The organism is Pseudomonas sp. HMSC065H01 (assembly GCF_001815235.1).
GTDB lineage: Bacteria > Pseudomonadota > Gammaproteobacteria > Pseudomonadales > Pseudomonadaceae > Pseudomonas > Pseudomonas aeruginosa.
In genome coordinates, this window is the sequence record NZ_KV819839.1 from 1 (window position 1) to 20,992 (window position 20,992).

Sequence of the window (20,992 nt, forward strand, 5' to 3'; positions counted from 1 at the left end):
GCCACCGGCGTTATCCGCCGCTGCGCCGACGTTTCATCGCGGTAAACGGTCATCCGTCCCAGCCGAACCCCCATCGATTCGAACACTCGAGAAAAGGAAGCACCCATGAGCGAACCCATCGATATCCTCATTGCCGGCGCCGGCATCGGCGGCCTCAGTTGCGCCCTGGCCCTGCACCAGGCCGGCATCGGCAAGGTCACGCTGCTGGAAAGCAGCAGCGAGATACGCCCCCTTGGCGTCGGCATCAATATCCAGCCGGCGGCGGTCGAGGCCCTTGCCGAACTGGGCCTCGGCCCGGCGCTGGCGGCCACCGCCATCCCCACCCACGAGCTGCGCTACATCGACCAGAGCGGCGCCACGGTATGGTCCGAGCCGCGCGGCGTGGAGGCCGGCAACGCCTATCCGCAGTACTCGATCCATCGCGGCGAACTGCAGATGATCCTGCTCGCCGCGGTGCGCGAGCGCCTCGGCCAACAGGCGGTACGCACCGGTCTCGGCGTGGAGCGCATCGAAGAGCGCGACGGCCGCGTACTGATCGGCGCCCGCGACGGACACAGCAAGCCCCTGGCGCTCGGTGCCGATGTGCTGGTCGGCGCCGACGGCATCCACTCGGCGGTCCGCGCGCACCTGCATCCCGACCAGGGGCCGCTGTCCCACGGTGGGATCACCATGTGGCGCGGCGTCACCGAGTTCGACCGCTTCCTCGACGGCAAGACCATGATCGTCGCCAACGACGAGCACTGGTCGCGCCTGGTCGCCTATCCGATCTCGGCGCGTCACGCGGCCGAAGGCAAGTCGCTGGTGAACTGGGTGTGCATGGTGCCGAGCGCCGCCGTCGGCCAGCTCGACAACGAGGCCGACTGGAACCGCGACGGGCGCCTGGAGGACGTGCTGCCGTTCTTCGCCGACTGGGACCTGGGCTGGTTCGACATCCGCGACCTGCTGACCCGCAACCAGTTGATCCTGCAGTACCCGATGGTAGACCGCGATCCGCTGCCGCACTGGGGCCGGGGACGCATCACCCTGCTCGGCGACGCCGCCCACCTGATGTATCCGATGGGCGCCAACGGCGCTTCGCAAGCAATCCTCGACGGCATCGAGTTGGCCGCCGCGCTGGCGCGCAACGCCGACGTGGCCGCAGCCCTGCGCGAATACGAAGAAGCGCGGCGGCCGACCGCCAACAAGATCATCCTGGCCAACCGAGAACGGGAAAAAGAGGAATGGGCCGCCGCTTCGCGACCGAAGACCGAGAAGAGCGCGGCGCTGGAAGCGATCACCGGCAGCTACCGCAACCAGGTGGAACGGCCACGCTAGCAACACCGGGCAGGCCACCGCGCCTGCCCTCTCCCGCCCCTCCCGTCCGCGGGAGAGGAGGCATCCGTGCGGGTGCCGGGCGCTGCGCGCCTATCGGCAGCGCCTCAGGCCTCTTCCGCCCGCCCCTTCCACTCCCCGCGCCCCTCGCCGGCCTGCAGGCGCAGGGCGAGCAACAGGGCCAGCACCGCCAGGGCGCTGCCGGTGAGGAAGCCGCCGGCATAGCCGATCTGCGCGGTGAGGCTGACCAGGAACGAAGACGCCAGCATCTCGCCGAGGTCTCGGGTGCTCTGCACCGCGGTGACATCGGTGCCGGCCTGGCCGCCCTGGCCGGCGAAGCGCATCGCCGCGGTGAGGATCGCCACCGAGGTGATGCCGGTAGCCAGCGAGCCGATCAGCACGCAGGTCCACGCCAATCCTTCGCTCAGTGCCAACCAGCGACCGGCCTGCAGATACCAGAGCAGCGCCGAACAACCGGCGAGCACCACGCCAAGGGCGAAACCGCGCCACAGCCCGATCCGCCTGACCAGCCAGGCGCCGCCGCCGCAGCCGAGGAATACCGTGACCAGGCCACCGCTCATGCCCAGCCGGCCGATGTCCTGCAAGGCCCAGCCGGCATCGCTGAGGTACAGTTTGGACAGGCCGAAGCCGGATACCGCGGTCATCGCCGACAGCAGTGCCAGCGCCAGCAGCGAAGGCGCCAGCGGCCGACGCAGGAAGCGCAGCAGGCTGGCCTTGGCGGCCGGTGCCGGGGGGAGTTCGTGGGGGTCGCCGCGCCCCAGGGCGAGCACGCAGCACAGGCTTGCCAGCGGCACGCAGGCCATGACCAGGAACGCCGCGCGCTGGCCGAAATGCCCGGCGAGGATCAGGCTGCCGGCACCGCCGCCGAAGAAGCCGATCATCACCCCGGCGATCTGTACCGCGTTGACCTTGGCCAGCAGCTCGCCGCTGAAGTGCTCCGCCGCCATGCCGTCGGTGGCGATGTCCTGGGTCGCGCTGGCCAGCGAAGCCAGCGCCAGCAGGCCGACCGCCCAACCGGCACTGGCCACGCCGAGGCCGAGCGTCGCCAGGCCGAGCAGGCAGGCGAGGACGATGCATTGCATCGGCAGGATCCAGCTACGCCGCCGGCCGAGACGGCGCGACCAATGGTTGTCGACCCAGGGCGCCCAGAGGAACTTGACCACCCAGGGCAGCCCCACCAGGGGCAGGAAGGCCAGCGCCTGCAATGGCGCGCCATCCTGGCGCAGGAGGGTGGGCAGGGCGTCCATGGCCAGGCCGATGGGAATGCCCTGGGACAGGTAGAGCAACGCCAGGGTGATGACCAGGCGGCGGTGGCGATACAGCTCAAGCATGGTGGTCTCCGGTGACACGGGGGTGGGCGGGTGGCGCGGCGGCGCGCGCCTGCATCCAGGCGTGCCGGATGAGCAGCGCGCCGCAGAGGATCAGGGTGAGGTCGGGGCCCAGGGCCGGCAGCCGGCCGCGCATGAGCCAGGGCGCCAGGTGCGCGACGGCGGCCGCCAGGCAGGCCAGCCCGGCGACGCCGAGCAACCCGCGCGCCAGCGGCCAGTCGCCCGGCAGCAGCAACGCCGCCAGGCCAGCGGCGGCCCACAGGACAAGGAACAGCCGCCCCGGCCAGGGTCCGGCGAGTAGCTCCGAGGGCGCGAGTTGCAGCCCCAGCAGGAGCAACGCGGCCGCCGCCACCAGGCCGGCACAGAAACCCTGGCTCAGGCGCTGCAAGAGCCGTACGCGGGCGTCCGGCGCCGAGGCGCGTCGTTGCAGCCACAGGTACAGGCCGCTGGCGCAGAGCAGGCAGGCGCCGAGGCCCATCGCCAGGTGCAGGCCGCGCAACGCGGCGGACCAGCCCGGCCCGAGCCACTGGTACTGGGCGAAATGCAACGGCTGCACGGCGATGAAGGCGCGCAGCCAGAACCCGCGCTGCGCCGAGCTGCGCTCGTCGAGCAGGGCGCCGTCGGCCAGCCGATAGCGGTGCCGCTCGAAGTTCGCGGTGCTCGGCAGGCCACGCCGGATACCGGCGATCTCCACGCTGCCGGCGACATCCCCGGCATGACTGAGGCTCAAACGCTGGGCGACGAAGCCGGGCGCCCGCACGGCATCGCCGGCAAGCAGGCGGTCGAGATCGATGCGGGACGCCAATGGCCGCCCCTCGGCGGCGGGCGGCGGCGGTCCCATCAACTCGACGAACACCCGGTTCGGTTCCTGCGGGTAGGCCACCGGCGCCAGCAGCAGGGTCCCGAGAGCGCCCAGCCCGCTGAGCGCGCCGGTGAAACCGAACAACAGCAGCCAGGGCAGTCCCCAGATGCCGATCAGGCCATGCAGGTCGAACAGCGCCAGGCGCAGCCCGCGATCCCGCCGCCAACGCCGCAGGTCGCGCCAGCGGCGGCTGTGCAGCAGCACGCCGGCCAGGCACAGCAGCAACAGCGATACGCCGAACAGGCTGACCAGCACCCGCCCGGGGAAGCCGACGAACAGGCTCTTGTGCAGGTTCAGCAGGAGGTCCAGCGCCGGCATCGGTGGCAGCACCCGGCCGCTGGCCGGGTCGAGGTCCAGCCGGCAGTCCAGGCGCGCATCGCAGACGCTGAAGGCGGCATGGCCGGGAGCGGGCAGCAGCAGGGTCGCATCGCGGATGTCGACGCCTTCCTCGCCCGCCCGTTCGAGCAGGCGCTCCAGCGCAAGGGCTTCTCCTCCCGCCTGCGCCGGGGCCCGCAGCCACTCGCGCAGGTCGTCGTGGCCAAGACTCCAGGCGCCACTGAACAGCACCACGAACAGCAACACGCCGAACAGCGCGCCGGCGCCACCGTGCAGCGAGAGCAGGAGAGGACGCGCCGCCACTTCAACCGCGCCCCGCCAGCAGCCACAACGCCAGGCCCAGTACCAGCAGGCTACCGCCCAGGCGCCAGGCGAAGTTGCCCGGACCACGCGCCAGCAACCCGCCGACAAGCAGCAACAAGCCCACCCCGAGCGCGCCGAAGAGCCCGGCGTAGAGACGCTCGAGCGGGTCGTCCAGGGGCAGCCCGCGAGTCAACAGATAGCCGCTGGCGGTCGCCGCCGCCAGGCTGCCGGCGAGCGCCAGCGGAACCCGCCAGGCCCAGCCGAAGCCCGACTGGCGCGGCATCAGAACGCGCCCCGCAGGCTGACGTTGAAGCTGCGCGGTTCGCCGTAGCGGTTGTTCCAGTTGGGGTTGGACAGGCTCTGGTAGTAGGTCCGGTCGAACAGGTTGTTGACGTTGACCGCCGCCGTCCAGTGCTCGTCGATCTTGTAGCCCAGGCGCATGTTGACCAGTGCGTAGCCGCCCTGGCGCATGCTCACGCCGCGGTAGTCGACGCTGTAGTCGCTCTGCGCCTGGAGTCCGCCGCCGACGCTCCAGCGCCGATCCTGCCAGGGCAGGTCGTAGTTGCTCCACAGGCGCAGCAGGTGCCTCGGGGTGAAGGTGGAGTAGCGCGTCCCCGAGTCGTTCTGGCTGTCCTTGAGGTACTCGGTGCTGGTGTAGGTGTAGCCGGCCGAGAGACTCCAGTAGGGCGTCAGGTAGCCGGTGCCTTCCAGCTCGAAGCCCTGGCTGCGCACCTTGCCGCCGCTGATGTAGAACGGATTGTTGGGCGGCCCCGGATGGTCCGGGTCTTCCTGCGGGTTGTTCTCCAGGTCGATGCGGAACGCCGCCAGCGACAGGTTCAGGCGGCCGTCGGCCAGTTCGCCCTTGATCCCGGTTTCGTAGGTCTTGCCTTCCACCGGGCTCAACGGCTCGCTGTTCCAGGTCTGGCGATCCGCCTGCGGCTGGTAGACCTCGGCGTAGCTGACATACCACGACCAGTCCCTGGCGAAGTCCCAGATCAGCCCGCCGTAGGGCGTGAACTGGCGACCGGGCTTGAAGCGGGTGGCCGGGGTGTCCTGGTCCCACCAGCTTTCGCGGCCGCCGACCACCAGGGTCAGCGGCTCGGCGAGCTTGATCCGACCCAGGGCATAGAGGCCTTTCTGGGTGGTGGTGGTGGTGCCCGGCGAAGTGTACTGGCCGATCTGCGGGCGCGGCACGCCGTGCGGGTCCCAGCGGTAGACATTGACCGGGGTGTTCGGCAGGTTGAGGAAGCGTGCGGTGTCCTGGCGGGTCTCGCCCTGGGCGTAGGTGACCCCACCGAGCAGTTCGTGGGTCAGGCCGAACAGTCGCACCGGCCCATTGAGGTTGGCGTCGAGGCTGCGCTGGATGCTCTTGAACTTGTAGGCGGCGCCCGTCAGCTGGCCACCGTCGCCGGTCTGCGGGTCGATGGCGCCGAAGGAGCCGGCGTAACGCAGGCGCGAATCGGCTTCCTGGTATTCGGCGCTGACCTTGCCTTTCCAGCCGCCGCCCAGTTGCTGTTCGAGGGAGCCGAAGGCGCGGTAGGTGTCCCACTTGAAGCGGTCCCAGTCGACATCGAGGTAGGTGTCGCGGGACAGCCCGAGATTGGACCCATCCTTGGCCATCGGTACCCCGGCCATGTTGGTGATCGAGTCGATGTGCTGGTATTGCGCACCGACGGTGAGCAGGGTGTCGGGGCTCAGGTCGAACTCGGTCACCCCGTAGAGCAGGCGGGTGCCCTGGTCGGCCACGTCGTAGAAGTAGTCGCGGTCCTCGTAGGCGGCCACCGCTCGGCCGCGCACGTTGCCGCTGGCGCTCAGCGGGCCGCCGACGTCGACCTCGGCGCGGTAGCGGTCCCAGCGCCCGGCGCTGAGGGTAGTGCTGGCGGCGAATTCGCGCTGCGGCCGCTTGCGCACCAGGTTGACGGTGGCCGCCGGGTTGCCGGTGCCATGCAGCAGTCCGTTGGAGCCGCGAAGGATCTCGACCCGCTCGTAGATCGCCATGTCCTGCGGCGAACTGGCAGTATTGCCAAGCAGCGCCGGCACCCCGTCCAGCTCGAAGGAGTCGACCTTGAAGCCGCGCACGTAGTAGGCGGTGGTCAGCAGCTGGAACGGCTGCACGGTGACCCCGGTGGCCTGCTGCATGGCTTCGTCGAGGCTGAACAGATTCTGCTGTTCGAGGCGCTCATGGTCGATGACGCTGGCGGATTGCGGCAGCTCGCGCGGCTTGAGCGGCACCTTGCCCAGGGTAGTCACCCCCGGCGGCTGGGTGGCAGACGTGCTTTCTCCGCTGATCACCATGTCCGGCAGTTCCGTCTCGCCGTCCTTGCGCGCGTCGGCCACGGCCGCGGCCAGCGGACTCAGCGCCAGCAGCAGGCCCAGGCACAACGGGGTGTGCCGATTGCGGGCGATGCCCTGGCGTCCCTTGATCACCTTCGTCTCCGTTTTCATCGTTCGAACAGCCTCGGGGGATATACGATTTGATAATGCTTATCATTATGAAGAAATCGTCTCCGGGGCTTTTTCGATTGCCGGTCTTTCTCTATCGATCCACGACCGTCGCGGAACTTTCCTCGCCCGCCAGCCCGACGAAACCGGCATACCAGTCGTCCCGGACGAGCAGATCGGCGTGAAGTCCGCTGAGGCGCAGGCGCCCCTCCTCCAGCAGCAGTACCTGGTCGGCCTGACGCGCCAGCGCCGGGCGGTGGGTCACTACCAGCAGGGTGCGCCGGCCGCGCAACCCGAGCAGGCTGCGCAGCACCTGCGCCTCGCTGGCGGCGTCGAGGCTGGCGGTGGGCTCGTCGAGCAGCAGCAACGGCGCCGTCGAGAGCAGCCCGCGAGCCAGGCACAGGCGTTGCCGCTGGCCGCCGGACAGCAGCGCGCCGCCGGGACCGACGTCGCTGTCCCAGCCCTGCGGCCAGGCCTCGATCTCTTCCAGCAGGCCAACCGCCCGCGCCGCCTCGCGCAGCGCTTCGAGATCGGCGTCCGCTCGCGCCATGCGCAGGTTCCAGGCAACGCTGCCGCGGAACAGGCCGTTGTCCTGGAACACCAGGTTACGACTGGCGGCGAGGGTCGTTTCGCTCAACCGGCGGATATCCACGCCACCCAGCAGGACACGCCCGGCATCGACGTCGTAGAGCCGCCCGAGCAGCGCCAGCAGGCTGCTCTTGCCGGCCCCGGAGGGTCCGACGAGGACGTTCAGCGAACCCGGCTCCAGCCTCAGGGAAATGTCCTCGAGCAAGGCGCGGCCATCTTCCAGGCGCAATTCCACGGCCTCGGCCGCCAGGCTGGCGTCGTGCGGCCGCTCGCCCGGCTCGGGGCTGCGCAGCGGAGCCAGGGCGAAAACCCGCAGCAGGGTGTCCAGCGCCTGCCAGGCGCCGCGCAACGCCTGGTCGAGATGGGTGAGCTGGGCCAGCGGCTCGATGAAGCGCACCAGCAGCACCAGCACGGCCACCAGTCGCGCGCCGTCCAGCCATTGCCGCTCCACCGCCCAGGCGCCGCCGAGCAGGGCGAAGGCGAACGCCGCCTGCACCGCCAGGGCGAAGCCGAGGCCGCTGGGCAGGCTGCGCCGCAACAGTTCCAGGGTGCTGCGGTGGAGACTGCGCAAGGCCTCTTCCAGCCCCTGGCGGGCGACGCTTTCGCGCTGCGCCGCGCGCAGCAGTGGCTGGCGTTCGGCGAACGCCTGCAACTGCCGTGCGGCGTCGCGCTCGGCGGCCAGCCGGGCATCCTCCGCCGCCAGATTGCGCCGCCCGCTCCAGCGCAACAGCGCGGCGAGGAAGGCACCAGCAAGGAGCAGGCCGAGGGCGATGGACGGGTCGATCAGGAACAGCCCGAGGATCACCCCGAGCGGCGTCACCAATGCGGCGATCAGCGGCCCCAGCAGGTGCGCCGGAATGCCCATCGCCTGCATCACCGGACCGCGCAGCAGGCCTTCGGCCGGCGCGACCCGGCGCAGCGCCGGCGGCGCCAGGCGCGGCAAGCGCGCCACCAGGCTGCGCACCAGTCCAGCCGCCAGCGAGCCGCCGGCGGCGAAACCGCGACGCAGGGCCAGGTACTGCAACAGCGCCTGCGCCAGACTCAAGCCGAGCAACGCGGCGACCCAGCGCCAGGGCAACGCGCCTTCGGCGAACCAGGCCTCGACCAGCGGCACCAGCAATACGCCGCAAGCGGCGTCCAGCAGCGCCGCCAGGACCGCCCAGGCGCTCGCCCGGCGCAACGCGGCACGGCAGTCTTCGGGCAGCGCACGCATTCGTTCGAACAGGGTCATGCCGCCACCTCCGCGCCGTTCTGTTCACGCCACAAGCGCGCATAGGCGCCGTCCGCCGCCAACAGCGCCGCGTGCTCGCCGCGCTCGACCAGACGGCCAGCGACCAGCACCAGGATCAGGTCGGCATCGCTGACTTCGGCCAGACGATGGGCGACGATCACCCGGGTCCGGCCGCCGCCACGCTCGCGCAGGTTGCGCAGGACCTGCCGGGCGGTCTGCGGATCCAGCGCCGAGGTTGGCTCGTCGAGCAGCAACAGGCGCGCCGGCGATAGCAGCGCACGGGCCAGGGCCAGTCGTTGCAGTTCGCCGCCGGACAGTTGCAGGTCGCGTCCCGGCACGCTGTCGTAGCCACGCGGCAGGGCCATGATGCGCTCGTCGAGGCAGGCGTCACGGGCCGCCTGGCGAATCTCCTGGAGATCGGCATCGGGGCGGAACAGGGCGATGTTGTCGGCCAGGGATATCTCCAGCGCCGCCGCCTGCTGGCCGACCAGCGCGATATGCCGGTGGCGCACGGCATCGGGCATGTCCTTCAGTGCCAGGCCGCCAATCTCCAGTTCGCCGCGCTGCGCGTCCATGTAGCGCGCCAGCAGGTGCAGCAGGGTGCTCTTGCCGGAGCCCGAGGGACCGACCAGGGCCACCAGGCTGCCATCCTCCAGCTCCAGATCGATATCGGCCAGGACCTCCACGCCTTCATAGGCATGGCCCAGGCCGTGCAGCGCCACCGCGCCATCGACTGGCTCGCGGGTCGAGCGGCCCTCGGCCAGCGGCGCCTGGTCGAACACCTGCTGCAGGCGCTCGGCGGCGGCGCGCGCGCCCAGCAGCGCGTCGCCGCCGTGGCCGAGCGCCTGCACCGGGGCAGCCAGGGCCCGCAGCAGGAGCAGGAAGGCACAGGCCTGGCCGAGCACCAGCGGCACGCCGAGGGCATCCAGGGCCAGCGCGCCGAGCAGGACCCAGGCCAGCAGCCAGGGCGTCGACAACTGCACGTAGACCAGCGCGGCGAGGTGGCCGACCCGCTTCACCCAGGCGCCGAACGCTTCGCCGAAGGCCGCCGCCGACGCCTCGGCGCCCTGTTGTATGCCGGCGCCGGGGTACTGTCGGGCCAGCAGCAGGTTGTGGGCGAATTCGCCATAGTCCGCCGAGAGCCTTTCCAGCGCGGCGTTGCGCCGCAGCACCAGGTCGCGATAGCGCGCCGAGCGCAGCAGCAGGAAGCCGGCGGCGGCCAGCACCAGCGGCAGCAGGCAGAACAGCAGCAGCCAGGGGTGCAGCCAGGCCAGCCAGAGCAATGCGACGAGCGGCACCACCAACAGGTTGCTGAGATCGTTGGGAGCGTGCGCGATCAGTTGGTGCAGGGCCCGCACATCCTGCTCCACGAGGCGCGCCACGCCGTCCGGGCCCTGGCGACCGAACCAGTCCAGCGGCAGCCGTTGCAGGTGCGCCAGCAGGCGCAGGCGCAGGTCGTTGCAGAGGTCCGCGTCGACCCGGTGGGCCAGGTGCGCGGCCAGCGCCTGGCAGCCCAGCCAGGCCAGCACCGCCAGCAGCACCAGGGCCAGCAGGGCCGGCTGCGCCTGGCCGCGCGCCAGCGGCTCGGCGAGCCAGGCGAGAAGCATCCAGGGCAACAGCGAGCAGAGCCCGGCCAGGGCCTGCAACCCCATGGCCGCCGCCAGCCGCCAGCGATAGGTGCGCAGCAGGCGCCACAGCACCGGGGTCACGAGGCTTGCTCCAGCACCTGTTCCAGGCTCGCCGGCGCCAGCGACGCCGGCGGCGCCTCGGGGAAGCCAAGGCGCTCGCCGATCCGCTGCCACAGGGCGGCGACCTCCAGGCTGCGCTGGTTGCGCCGGCGCACCTCGTCGCCGTCGGCGAGCAGCGCCAGCGCCTCGGCCGCCGCCGCCGGCCACAGGCGCTGGTGCACCTGGGCCCAGCTGCAGGGTTCGGCATACCAGAGCTGGGCGCTGGGCAGCGGTTCGCCGGCTATCTCGTCGAACAGCGCGAACAGGCCGTCGTCATCCTCTGCCGGTACCGCCACCGCAGGCGTCCACAACAACGGGCCATGGGGGCTGAGCAGGCTCAGCGTGCCGCGATCGGTGGTCAGGCTGACGCGCTGCAACAAGGTCATGCGCCCGTCGTCGGCGGCCGCCAGTTCGTTGAGCACGAGCAGGCTCAACGGCACTTCCGCCAGCACCAGGGACAGCCCGCGCATCGCAGACAGGTCGTTCGAGGGCGACTCCAGCGACCAGGGGCCAACGCCCTCCAGCAACGCGGCGAGGATGTCCAGGGTGGCGAAACCGACCTGCACCCCGCAGGCCGCGTCCAGGTGGCGGATGCCGCGCCGGCGATGCAACTGGCGGCCCAGCTCGATGAAACGCGCCACCGCCGGCAACTGCGGATAGAAGGTGTTGAGCAGGCAGCGCCGGCCCAGGCGCTCGGCGCTGCGCAGCAGGTCCTGCCATTCGCGCGGCAGCAACGGATGCTCGATCAGCACGTCGATGCCACGCGCCATCAGCGCCTCGGCCAGCGCCGGGCCCTGCTCGCCGCGTGCCGCGCCGCCGACCGCGACGCAGGCCAGGCGGACATCGTCGGGCAACGCCTCGACCTCGCACCAGGTCTCCACCCCGAGGCGTTCGGCCAACGCCCGCGAACGCCGGCTGCCCTGGCCAAGGATGCCGCGCAGGACGAAGCGCGGATCGGCGGCGACGCCGGCGGCATAGAACTGGCCGAACCGGGAACCGGCGACCACCACGGAACGGACGTCGCTCATCGGCTCGCCTCCTCTGGCATGGGTTTCGACAAGGATTGCGCCAGGGCTTCGCCCAGGCAGTCGAAGTGCCCGCCGGGCACCTCGTGGATGCCGCACGCGCCAAGCGCGGCGGCCCGCCATTGGGTCTCCAGAGCCTCGGCGTAGCGCGGCACCAATGGGTTGCCGGCGTCCGGCACGAACAGCCGCAGCGCGCCGACGTAGGGCTCCGGCGCCTCGGCCTGGCTGGCACGCACCGAGTGACAGAACAGCCGGTAGAGGGTGTCGCGTTCGACGCTGACGGCGTCGGCGCTACCGCTGGCCGCCTGTAGCACGCGGCCGCGCAGGGCGACGAGATCGGCCAGGCCCGGCAGCCCCGCCAGCGCCTCGGCGACCAGGCGCTCCGGTGTCTGCGCGAGCGCCGCCTGCACCGCCTGGCCGAGACGTTCCGGCGCGGGGAAGCCGAGCGCCGCGGTATCCAGGCCGAGGGTCGCGGCGAAGCTGAACAACAGCAGGCGCTCGTCGTCCACCCGGTAGGGAATCCGGTAGCTGGAGACGATATCCAGTTGGCGCACGCGCACCCCGCGCTGGACCAGGGACTTGGCGGTCTCCAGGGCGACCAGCCCGCCGGAGCAGTAGCCGAGCAGGTCGACCTCGCGTAGCCCGGCGCGATGGAGCGCCTCGGCGTAGCGGCGGCCGAGGCAGGCGTTGAGATGCTCGGCGGGGATCGCCAGGTAGGCGTCGCTGTCATGCACGGCCAGCCCCAGCAACGGCCGCCCCTCACCCAGGGCGCGAAGCAGCGGGCGGTACGGCAGTAGCGTGCCGAGGCCTTCGTGGACCAGCACCCGCGGCACGCCCTCGCCGGGCACCAGGCGCACCAGCGGGTCGAGCGCCACCGCGCCCTCGGCGAGCGGTGCGCGCGACATGCCGGCCGGCGCCGGGGCGACGCCGCGCGCCGCGGCCAGGGCTGGCCCACGGCCCTCGTCCGGCGCGCTGCGCAGGCGTTCGGCCAGGCCGCGCGGCGTCGGCTGGCTGAGCGCCCAGCGTAGCAGGCGATCGAACGGATGCCGACGGGCGCTTTCCAGTCGTTCGCGCAAACGGGCGATCAACTGGGCGATCAACAGCGAGTCGCCGCCAGCCCCGAAGAAGTCTTGCTCGACGCCCAGCGACGGGTTGTCCAGCACCTCCCGCCAGAGTGCCAGCAGCGCATTCTCCAGTTCGTCGGCCGGTGCCTGCGCGACGCCATGCCGAAGGTCCGCCTGGGGCTGGCGGGCAAAGCCGGTCAGGGCCTTGCGGTCGATCTTGCCGTTGCCGGTGACCGGCAGGCGTTCGAGCACGCGCAACTGCGCCGGGAGCATGTAGCGCGGCACCCGCGCTTCGACGAAGGCCAGCAGCTCGGCCGGCTCCAGGCGGGCGCGGTCGGTCTTGCAGCGAGCCAGCAGGACATCGTAGCCAAGCAGGTCGAGAGCGCTGCCCGGCGGCACCACCCCACAAGCCAGGTCGCCACCCTGTGCCGCCAGCCACTCCAGCCATTGCCCGGTGTGGACGAACAGTTGGCGGCGCTCGTCGCGGAGGTCGCGCGGGTTCTCCATCATCAGGCTCTGGCTGACGCTGATCTCGTTGTGCTCGCGCGTCAGTTCCTGGATCACCAGCCAGGCGTCGGCGCTCAGCAACTCGCGCAGGCCGGCCAGCAGCGCCGGGGTGTCCAGCGCGTTGTTCAAGGCCCCGGAGCTGAGCAGGATATCCACCGAGTGCGGCGCCACGCCCTGGTCGAGAAGATCGCCGTTCATGTCGAAGCGGCCGAAGCGTACCCACGGCTGGTCGGCGAAGCGCTCGCGGGCGGCGGCGAGGAAGTAGCTGGAAACGTCGGTGAACAGGTAGTCCACCTCCGCCCCTCGCTGCACCAGCGGCGCCAACCGGGCGATCACCGCACGGCTGGCGGCGGCGGTGCCGGCGCCAAGCTCCAGCAGGCGCCAGCGCCGTTGCGGCTGGCGCTCGACGATGGCGGCGATGGCCTCGGCCATCGCCTCGTGCAGCGCCTGGGCATGCAGGCCCTGGCTGTACATGGCCTCGGCGATGCGCGCCGAGCCCTGCGGGAACATCAGCGCCGCCGGGCTGATCCGCCCGGCCAGTTGCTCGCCGAGGGATTGCGCGCTGTCACGCAGGTAGGCGACCAGCTCGGCCGGCCAGAGCGCCGCCGGCGCGCAGCCGGCGAACGCCGTCCAGGCGTCCTCCGGACTCTGCGCGGGACGCTCGGCGCAGCCCAGCCAGCCCTCGCCCTCGGCGCGCAGGTAGCCGCCCTCCTCCAGCTGGCGCAACCAGTGGCGCAGCAGGCGCTGGCGCGCCTCGGCGATACCCAGGCGCTGGTACAGGGTGGCGAAGTCCAGCGGCGTCGCACTGGCGAACAGACCGCTGCCGGCCAGCCAGGCGGCCAACGAGGCGAGGCAGGCACGGTCGAGTGCGGCCACCGCCGCGGCGATGCCCTCCTCGCTGCCCCAGTCGCGGCGCAAGGCCTGGGCCGCCCGCTGGCGCACCGCGTCGAGCGCCGTACGCGGATCCTCGCCAGCCTCCACCGGCGCATGCAGGGTGACGAAGCTGGCCAGGCTGCGCTCGTGGGTCTCGCCGAGCACCACGGTGGCCGCCAGGTTGACCTGCGGATGGGCGCACAGCGCGGCGTCCAGCTCGGCCAGTTCGATGCGGTGGCCGCGAATCTTCACCTGGTCGTCCTCGCGACCGAGGAACTCGATGCTGCCGTCGGCCAGGTAGCGGCCGAGGTCGCCGGTGCGATACAGGCGACGGCCATCGGGGTGACGGACGAAGCGTTCGGCGGTGCGCTGCGGATCGCCGGCGTAGCCGAGCGCCAGGCCAACCCCGCCGATATGGATCTCGCCGCGCACGCCCGGCGGGCAGCGCCGCCCGCGGGCATCCAGGACTTCCACGCTCTGCCCACGCAGGGCACGGCCATAAGGGATGCTGGCCAGCTCGGTGTGCTGCGGGCGGATCGGCTGCTCGATCGACCAGATCGCCGCCTCGGTGGCGCCGCCCAGGCTGAACAGCGCGCTGTCCGGCCAGCGCCGCCACCAGCGGGTCGGCAGGCTGACCGGAATCCAGTCACCGGACCAGAGCACGCAGCGCGGTCCCGGCAGGTGACGTTGCGGCTCGCTCTCCAGGTAATCGATGAGCATCTGGCCTTGGGCCGGCACCGAGTTCCACAGGGTGATGGCGTGGCGTTCCAGCAGTTCCGCCCAGTGCGATGGATCGCTGCCGCGCGCCGGGTCCGGGAGGACCACCTGGGCCCCCGCCGCGGTGGCGCCGAAGAAGTCGTAGACCGAGAGGTCGAAGCTCAGTTCGGCGAGGCCGAGGACGCGGTCGTTGGCGTCGACGCCGTAGCGCTGGTTGATGTCGAGCAGCGTGTTGCTCACCGCCGCATGGCTGAGCATCACGCCCTTGGGCGTGCCGGTGGAGCCGGAGGTGTAGATCACGTAGGCGAGGTCGTCCGCCGCCACCTCCGCCGCGGGCGGTGGCGGCCAGGCGCTGTCGGCGGCCAGCCGGTCGATGGCCACGCAGGCGCAGCCGACGTCCGGGACATCGCTTTCCAGGCAGACCAGCGCGACCACTTCGGCGCTGGCGAGGATCGCCTGGCGCCGCAGCGGAGGCTGGCGGATGTCTACCGGCACATAGGCGGCGCCGGCCTGGAGGATGCCGATCACCGCGACCAATTGCGCGGCGCTTTTCGGCAGCATCACCGCGACCCGCCGGCCACGGCCCGCGCCGTGCGCTTCCAGGACGCGGCGCAGGGCGGTGGCGTGCTGGGCGACCTGGCGGTAGCTGTAGCTGCCGGCGGCATCGTGGATCGCCGTGGCGTCGGGGGTCAGCAGGGCACGCTCGGCGAAACCGGCGGCGATGCTCCGGGCACTACCGGGCAACGCCTGCGGCGGCGCCTCGACGGGTTCCGTGGCATCGCCGTCGGTCCAGGCGCGCGGGCTCTGCGCCAGGCGCCGGAGCAGCCCGACGAAGTCGTCGAACATGGCTTCCGCCTGGCCCTCGGGGAACAACCCGAGGCGTACGTCCCAGCCGATCTCCAGGCCGCCGAACTGGTCGGTGACCTGGCAGTCCAGCCAGACCTGCGGGGTCTGGCTGATCATGTAGCGTGGCGCGCGCGGCGCCTCGCCATCGCCGAGCAGGCGCTGCACGCTGCCGATGCCACTGGTGAACACCACCGGCATCAGGTCGGCGCCGCGACCGCGCCGGCGCGCCAGTTCGCGCAGCAGGTCGACGCCGCTGAAGGTCGGGTGGTCGAGGTCGTCGAACATCTGCTCGCCGATGCGTCGGGCACGCTCGACGAAACTGTCGCCGTGGCGGCTGTCCACTGCCAGCAGGCTGAGCGCGGTGAAGTCACCGAGCACCTGCGCCAGCTGCGGATGCAGCGGCGGCCGGTTGAGTACCGTCAGGTTGAGACAGAACGCCGGTGCCTGGCTCCAGCGACCGATGGTCTCGGCGAAGGCCGCCAAGGCCACGCCGGCAGCGCTCAGGCCGTGTTCGCCGGCGCGCGCGCCGAGCGCCTGCCAGGCGGCCTCGTCGAGGCGCGCGTGGAAGTGCCGGAAGCGCGTGGACCGGGTGTCCGGCTGCACCCGCAGCGGCAGGTCGGGACGCCCCGGTAGCGCGTCGAGACGCGCCAGCCACCAGTCGCGGTCGCGCTGCCAGGCTGGCGACTGGCGTCGGCGCTGCTCGACGCCGACATAGTCGCGGAAGGTCGCCTCCAGCGGTTCCGCCGTCCATTGCGGATCGAGATAGCGGCGGCGCCATTCGCCAAGCAGCAATTGCAGGCTGGCGTAGTCGACCAGGGTGAAATCCACCGAGCAGTGCAGTACGCAGGCATCCCGGCCGATACTCAGCTCGGGGCGCAGGACCGGCCACTGGTCGAGCGCCGCGCAGGCGTGGTCGAGGCGTTCGCGGACCCGCTCCAGGTGCGCCTGGAAAGCGGCCTCGTCGAGCCCCGCGCAGGCATGCACGGTCAGCCGCTGCCAGGGCACCTCGGGCAGCACGCGCTGCCAGGCGTTGTCCTCGATCACCGCGCGCAGCATCGGGTGGCGCTCGACCATGGCGTTCCAGGCCGCCTCCAGGCGCGCCGGATCGGTGTCGACCGGCCAGTCGTACTCGGCGTACAGCTGGCAGGCGTTACCGCCGTAGTCGAAGGCCGCCTGGCGGCCCAGCACGTAGGCGGCCTGCACCGGGGTCAATGGGAAGCGCTGGTGGGCCAGGTCGGGTTCGGCGCGCCAGCCAGGGCCGCCTTCCAGGTGTTCCAGCAGGGCCTCGCGCTCGGCCCGCAGGCGCTCGGCGAGGCCGGCGTCGAGGGCGCCCTGGGGGGCGCGATAGCGCAGGCGGCCCGCCTCGCTCCAGAGTTCGATGCGCCGGCTGCGGCAGGTTTCCAGCAGTTCGCCGAGGCTCATAGCACGCCCTCTTCCAGTTGGGTTTCCTCGATTTCGACGGTCTGCGCCTGCAAGTGGCGGGCAAGACCGGCCAGGGTCGGCTGGCGATAGAAGTCGGCCATGCCCAGGCGTACGCCGAAACGCTCACGTATGCCGGCCAGCAGGCGGGTCGCCAGCAGGCTGTCGCCGCCGAGGCTGAAGAAGCTCGCCTCGCGACGACGCACCGGGCGTTTGAGAACCGCTTCCCAGCACTCGGCCAGCGCTTGCTCATGGGCTTCCAGCGGCTCCTCCGCCGAGGGCTCGTGACGACACTCGCCGAGTGCGCGGGTCATGCTCTCGGCCAGGCGGCGACGATCGACCTTGCCATTGCCGTTCAACGGCAGGCTTGGCAGGCACCACAGGCGTTCGGGCCGCATCGCCTGGGGCAGGCGTTGCTCCAGGCCGGCCTGGAGCGCGGCGGCGTCGAGCCCGAGTCCCGGCGCCAGCGCCTCGACCAGGGCGAGCCGTTCGCTGCGCCACAGGCAACGCGGCGCCAGTCCCGCAGCGGCGAGATCGGCCAACAGGCTCGGCAACTCCGCCAGGCGCAGCGGCCGGTCGTCGAGCAAGGCCGCACCGAGCAGCGCCAGTGGCGACTCGCATAGCAGGTCCACCAGCAACAGGCGGCCCTGCGGGCGCAGCAGCGCCGCCGCCAGCGCCAGGCCTTCGCGGCTGGCCTCGTAGGCGTGCAGCGCGGCGAAGCTGATCACCCGGTCGTAGCGACCGAGGTGCTCGGCAGGTAGCAGGCCGTCGTCCAGCGCCTGCACCACGATCCGTTCCGGCAAGCGGGTGGCGGCGGCGTCGAGGAGGACGCGGCTGCGTTCGAAGAGGGTCAGTTCCAGCCCCGGGCGCAACAGCGAGGCCATGCCCTGGTCGAGCCAGAGCCCGGCGCGGGTATCCAGCACCGCCACCCGCAGGCGTTCGCCGGCAGCCGGCGTCGGCAGCGCTTCGAGCAGGCGCGCCAGGGCCTCGCGGCCGTCCGGCAGGCGCGCGGCCACCGCCTGCGGCGCCAGCCAGGGATCGAGGAGCAGCGCGGCCGGCGCCTGTTCGCCGGCGAGCAGGCCGCGCAGAGCGTTGCCCATCGCGGTCAGCCCCGCGGCCTGCCAGCCGAGCCGGCGCAACGCCTCGTCGAGCGACGGCAGCGCGCTGGCGGCGGAGTCCGCTAGCCAGTCCAGCCAGCGCCGGCGCAAACCGTCGTCTAGCTCCAGCGGCGCCTCCAGCAGCGCGCCGAGGATTTCCCGGGTGAGTACCGCCTCGGCCTCTGCCAGGCCGGCGAAGGGCTGTGCGGCCGGTAGTTCCATGGAGCCTTCGGCCCGTGGCGCCAGGCGCGGTACCAGCACCGCGCCGAGGCTCGCCACGCCACCGCCGAGCACCGCCGCGCAGGCGCTCTCCACGCCAGCCTGGGCGCACAGCGCGGCCTCCACCTCGCCCAACTCGATGCGCTGGCCGCGCACTTTCACCTGCTGGTCGACCCGACCGAGGAATTCCAGGGTACCGTCGCCCCAGTAGCGACCGCGATCGCCGGTGCGATACCAGCGGCCCTGGGCATCGTGGACGAAGCGCCGGGCGCTGAGTTCGGGATCGTTGCGATAGCCGCGGGCCAGGCTGGCGCCGCCGATCCACAGCTCGCCGACCACCAGGTCCGGCACGTCGCGCCCGTGGGTGTCGACCACCCGGTAGGCCTGTCCCGGCAATGGCCGGCCGTAGGGAATCGAACGCCAGTGCGGCGGCACCGTATCGACGCTCTGCAGGTTCGACCAGATGCCCGCTTCGGTAGCGCCACCCAGCACATGCAGGCGGCAGCCTTCGGCACAACGTGGGCGCAGGCGGCCGGGCAGGTCCAGGGCCACCCAGTCGCCGGACAGCAGCACCGCCCGCAGACTGCGATAGTCGGCCTGGCTCGCCGGCAGGCTGAGGGCCATCTCCAGCAAGGCCGGCGCCGAGTTCCACAGGCTCACCGCATGCCGCTGGATAGCCTCCGCCCAGGCAGCGGCATCGCGCGCCTGTTCCTGGGCCGGCAGGACCAGGCTGGCACCGGCGCCGAGGCCGCCGAACAGGTCGAAGACCGACAGATCGAAGTCCAGCGCGGAGACCGCCAGCAAGCGATCCGATGCGTTCACCCGCAGCAGGTCGAGCAGCGCGTCGATGGTATTGATCGCCGCCGCGTGGCTGACCTCGACGCCCTTGGGCACCCCGGTGGAGCCCGAGGTGTAGATCACATAGGCACTCGCCTGCGGCGCCAGCGGCACGGGGGCGGCCAGCGCCGGGCCGCGCAGCAGGCGCTGGACATCCAGGCGCGGCGGCAAGGCCTGCGGATCGTCCTCCTCGGTGATCGCCAGGCATACCCCGGCGGCCTCTTCGATCAGGCGCCGCCGTGCGGGCGGCTGGTCGATGTCCAGCGGCACGTAGCAGGCGCCTGCGGCGAGCACGCCGAATACCGCCGCGACCTGCTGCGGTCCGCGCGGCAGGCTGACCTCGACCGCGTCGCCAGGGCGCACCCCGGCTTCGCGCAGGCCGCCGGCGATGCGCAGCGCACGCTCGGCCAGTTCGCCGCGGGTGACACGTTGGTCGCGATAGAGCAGCGCGTCGGCATCCGGCGCCTCGGCGGCGCGAAGGAAGAAGTCGCGATGCAGGGTGCGCGCCGTGGCGCATGCCGGCTGGCCGTTGAGCAGGGCCCGGCGCGCCTGCTGCGCCCAGGGCAACGGCAGATCGGCGGGCTGCTCCCAGGCGCTGTCGCAGAGACGCTGGAGCAGCCCCACGTAGGCTTCGAACATGGTTTCCGGCAGGCCTTCGGGGAACAGGCCGACGACGCTGTCCCAGGCCAGCAGGATACCGTCGCCCACCCGGTAGAGCTGGTGGTCGAGCCAGACCTGCGGGGTCTGCGAGAGCATGTCGTGGAGATCGCCGAAAGCGTCGCGGAAGGCCGCCGGGACGAAGCCCTCCTCGCCCAGGTTGCTGGCGAACACCACCGGCGCCGAGCGTGGCTGGCCCTGCCGGCGCGCCTCGCGGAGCACCTCCAGGGCGGGGAATGCGGCGTGGTCGATGGCTCCGTGGAGGTTGCGCTGGAAGCTCTTCACCGCCTCGGCGAAGGACACCCCGGCCTGCATCCGGCACTCCAGCAGCAACAGGGTGGTGAAGTCGGCGATCACCTCGCCGATACGCGGGTCGTCGGCATGCCGATCGAACAACGGCACGTTGAGGAGAAATTCCGCGCTTTCGCTCCAGCGCGCCAGGACCAGCGCGAAGGCGCAGCCGAACACGCTGGACAAGGTCACGCCATGCTGCGCGGCAAGACGCTCCAGGCGCCGGCTCTCGCCGGCGGAAAGCTGGAATGCCAGGCGCCGGGTGCGCGGCTGGCGGATGCTTTCCGGCGCGCAGGCCAACGGCAGGGCCGGCGCGTCCGGCAAGCGCGGCAGGCGTTCCAGCCAGTAGTCGCGGGCCCGCGCCGCGGCCTCGGCGCGTTGCGCCGCACGGTGCGCCAGGTAGTCGGCGAAATGCAGCGCCGGCGGCTCCGCCAGGCGCTCCGGCGCCAGGTAGGCAACGCCCAGTTCGGCCAGCAGCAGGCGCAGGCTTTCGACATCGGCGGCAAGCAGGTCGAGACTCAGCCAGAGGCGATCCTCGCCGCCCGGCATGCGCACCAGCCCGAGCAGGAACACCTGGCCGCGCTCCACCGCCAGGCATTCATGGGCGCGCCAGTCGCGCAGCGCCTGCCAGTCGCGCTCGGCCTCGTCCACCTGCAAGGTGCGCCAGTCCTGCAGGTCGAAGCAGGACAGCGGCGGCGTCGGAAGGATCTGCTGGCGACCGTCGAGGAAGCGCGCCCGCAACATCGGGTGGCGTTGACGCACGCACTCCGCCGCCGCGGCCAGGCGCTGCGGGTCGACATCCCGCGCGCGGAATTCCAGGAAGGCATGGCAGCTGACGTTGCCCAGCACCTCGCCGGCGCCACGTCCCAGCCAGTAGGCCTGCTGCACGGAAGACAGCTCGAACGGCTGATCGCGATCCTGCGCCGTCGGCAGCGCGACCGTTGCCGGGGCGGACAGCCGGTCCGCGCAGGCCAGCAGGTCGAGCCAGGCCCCCAGGCAGGGGCGCTGCGCCAACTGGGCGAAGTCCAGCGTCGAGCCACGCGCGCGCAGGCGTTCCTGCAGGTACATCAGGCGGATCGAGTCGAGGCCGCAGCCCAGCAGGTCGTCGTCGTCCGCCAGGGCGCGCACGTCGGCAAGCGGTTCACCGAGCAGGTCGGCGAGCTGCTCGGTCAGCCAGTCGCGCAGGGCGGTACGGGAATCGGGGGGCAGATCCATGGGGGCTCCCTAGGGCAAGCATCTGAGGTCGGTTGCCAGTTCCTGGCAACGATTATCAAATGCGACCTTATCTCAC

The 20,992-nt window shown here is 71.8% G+C and carries 10 protein-coding genes; 1 reads left to right on the forward strand and 9 read right to left on the reverse strand.

Annotated features, from left to right (window positions below):
• Positions 1–105: 105 nt before the first annotated feature.
• A complete protein-coding gene (gene phzM / locus HMPREF3014_RS03955) occupies positions 106–1,314 on the forward strand; it encodes a pyocyanin biosynthetic protein PhzM (RefSeq protein WP_023086939.1) in 1,209 nt (402 codons plus the stop codon).
• 104 nt (positions 1,315–1,418) lie between these two features.
• Here phzM and HMPREF3014_RS03960 read toward each other — a convergent pair whose 3' ends face one another.
• From HMPREF3014_RS03960 to pchE, 9 genes are all read right to left on the reverse strand, one after another.
• Positions 1,419–2,663, reverse strand: a complete 1,245-nt coding sequence (locus tag HMPREF3014_RS03960; protein WP_003121872.1) for a RhtX/FptX family siderophore transporter — start codon at positions 2,661–2,663, stop codon at positions 1,419–1,421.
• Positions 2,656–4,161, reverse strand: coding sequence for a PepSY-associated TM helix domain-containing protein (locus HMPREF3014_RS03965; protein WP_023086938.1), 1,506 nt, complete (start codon positions 4,159–4,161; stop codon positions 2,656–2,658). The genes HMPREF3014_RS03960 and HMPREF3014_RS03965 overlap by 8 nt, the downstream gene beginning before the upstream one ends.
• Position 4,162: 1 nt before the next feature.
• A complete protein-coding gene (locus HMPREF3014_RS03970; protein WP_003107348.1) occupies positions 4,163–4,444 on the reverse strand; it encodes a protein FptB in 282 nt (93 codons plus the stop codon).
• A complete protein-coding gene (fptA, locus tag HMPREF3014_RS03975; RefSeq protein ID WP_003118950.1) occupies positions 4,444–6,606 on the reverse strand; it encodes a Fe(3+)-pyochelin receptor FptA in 2,163 nt (720 codons plus the stop codon). The genes HMPREF3014_RS03970 and fptA overlap by 1 nt, the downstream gene beginning before the upstream one ends.
• A 91-nt stretch (positions 6,607–6,697) precedes the next feature.
• Positions 6,698–8,422 carry an ABC transporter ATP-binding protein PchI gene (gene pchI / locus HMPREF3014_RS03980; protein WP_012613545.1) on the reverse strand — a complete coding sequence of 575 codons (1,725 nt, stop codon included), beginning with the start codon at positions 8,420–8,422 and terminating at the stop codon, positions 6,698–6,700.
• Positions 8,419–10,131: an ABC transporter ATP-binding protein PchH gene (gene pchH / locus HMPREF3014_RS03985; RefSeq protein ID WP_012613544.1), complete on the reverse strand. Its 1,713-nt coding sequence runs from the start codon at positions 10,129–10,131 to the stop codon at positions 8,419–8,421. The genes pchI and pchH overlap by 4 nt, the downstream gene beginning before the upstream one ends.
• On the reverse strand, positions 10,128–11,177 hold the full coding sequence (gene pchG / locus HMPREF3014_RS03990) for a pyochelin biosynthesis thiazoline reductase PchG (protein WP_003115080.1): 1,050 nt from the start codon (positions 11,175–11,177) through the stop codon (positions 10,128–10,130). The genes pchH and pchG overlap by 4 nt, the downstream gene beginning before the upstream one ends.
• Positions 11,174–16,603, reverse strand: coding sequence for a pyochelin non-ribosomal peptide synthetase PchF (gene pchF, locus HMPREF3014_RS03995; protein WP_023087945.1), 5,430 nt, complete (start codon positions 16,601–16,603; stop codon positions 11,174–11,176). Before pchF ends, pchG begins: the two co-directional genes overlap by 4 nt.
• On the reverse strand, positions 16,600–20,916 hold the full coding sequence (pchE, locus tag HMPREF3014_RS04000; protein WP_003123946.1) for a pyochelin non-ribosomal peptide synthetase PchE: 4,317 nt from the start codon (positions 20,914–20,916) through the stop codon (positions 16,600–16,602). The genes pchF and pchE overlap by 4 nt, the downstream gene beginning before the upstream one ends.
• Positions 20,917–20,992 lie beyond the last annotated feature (76 nt).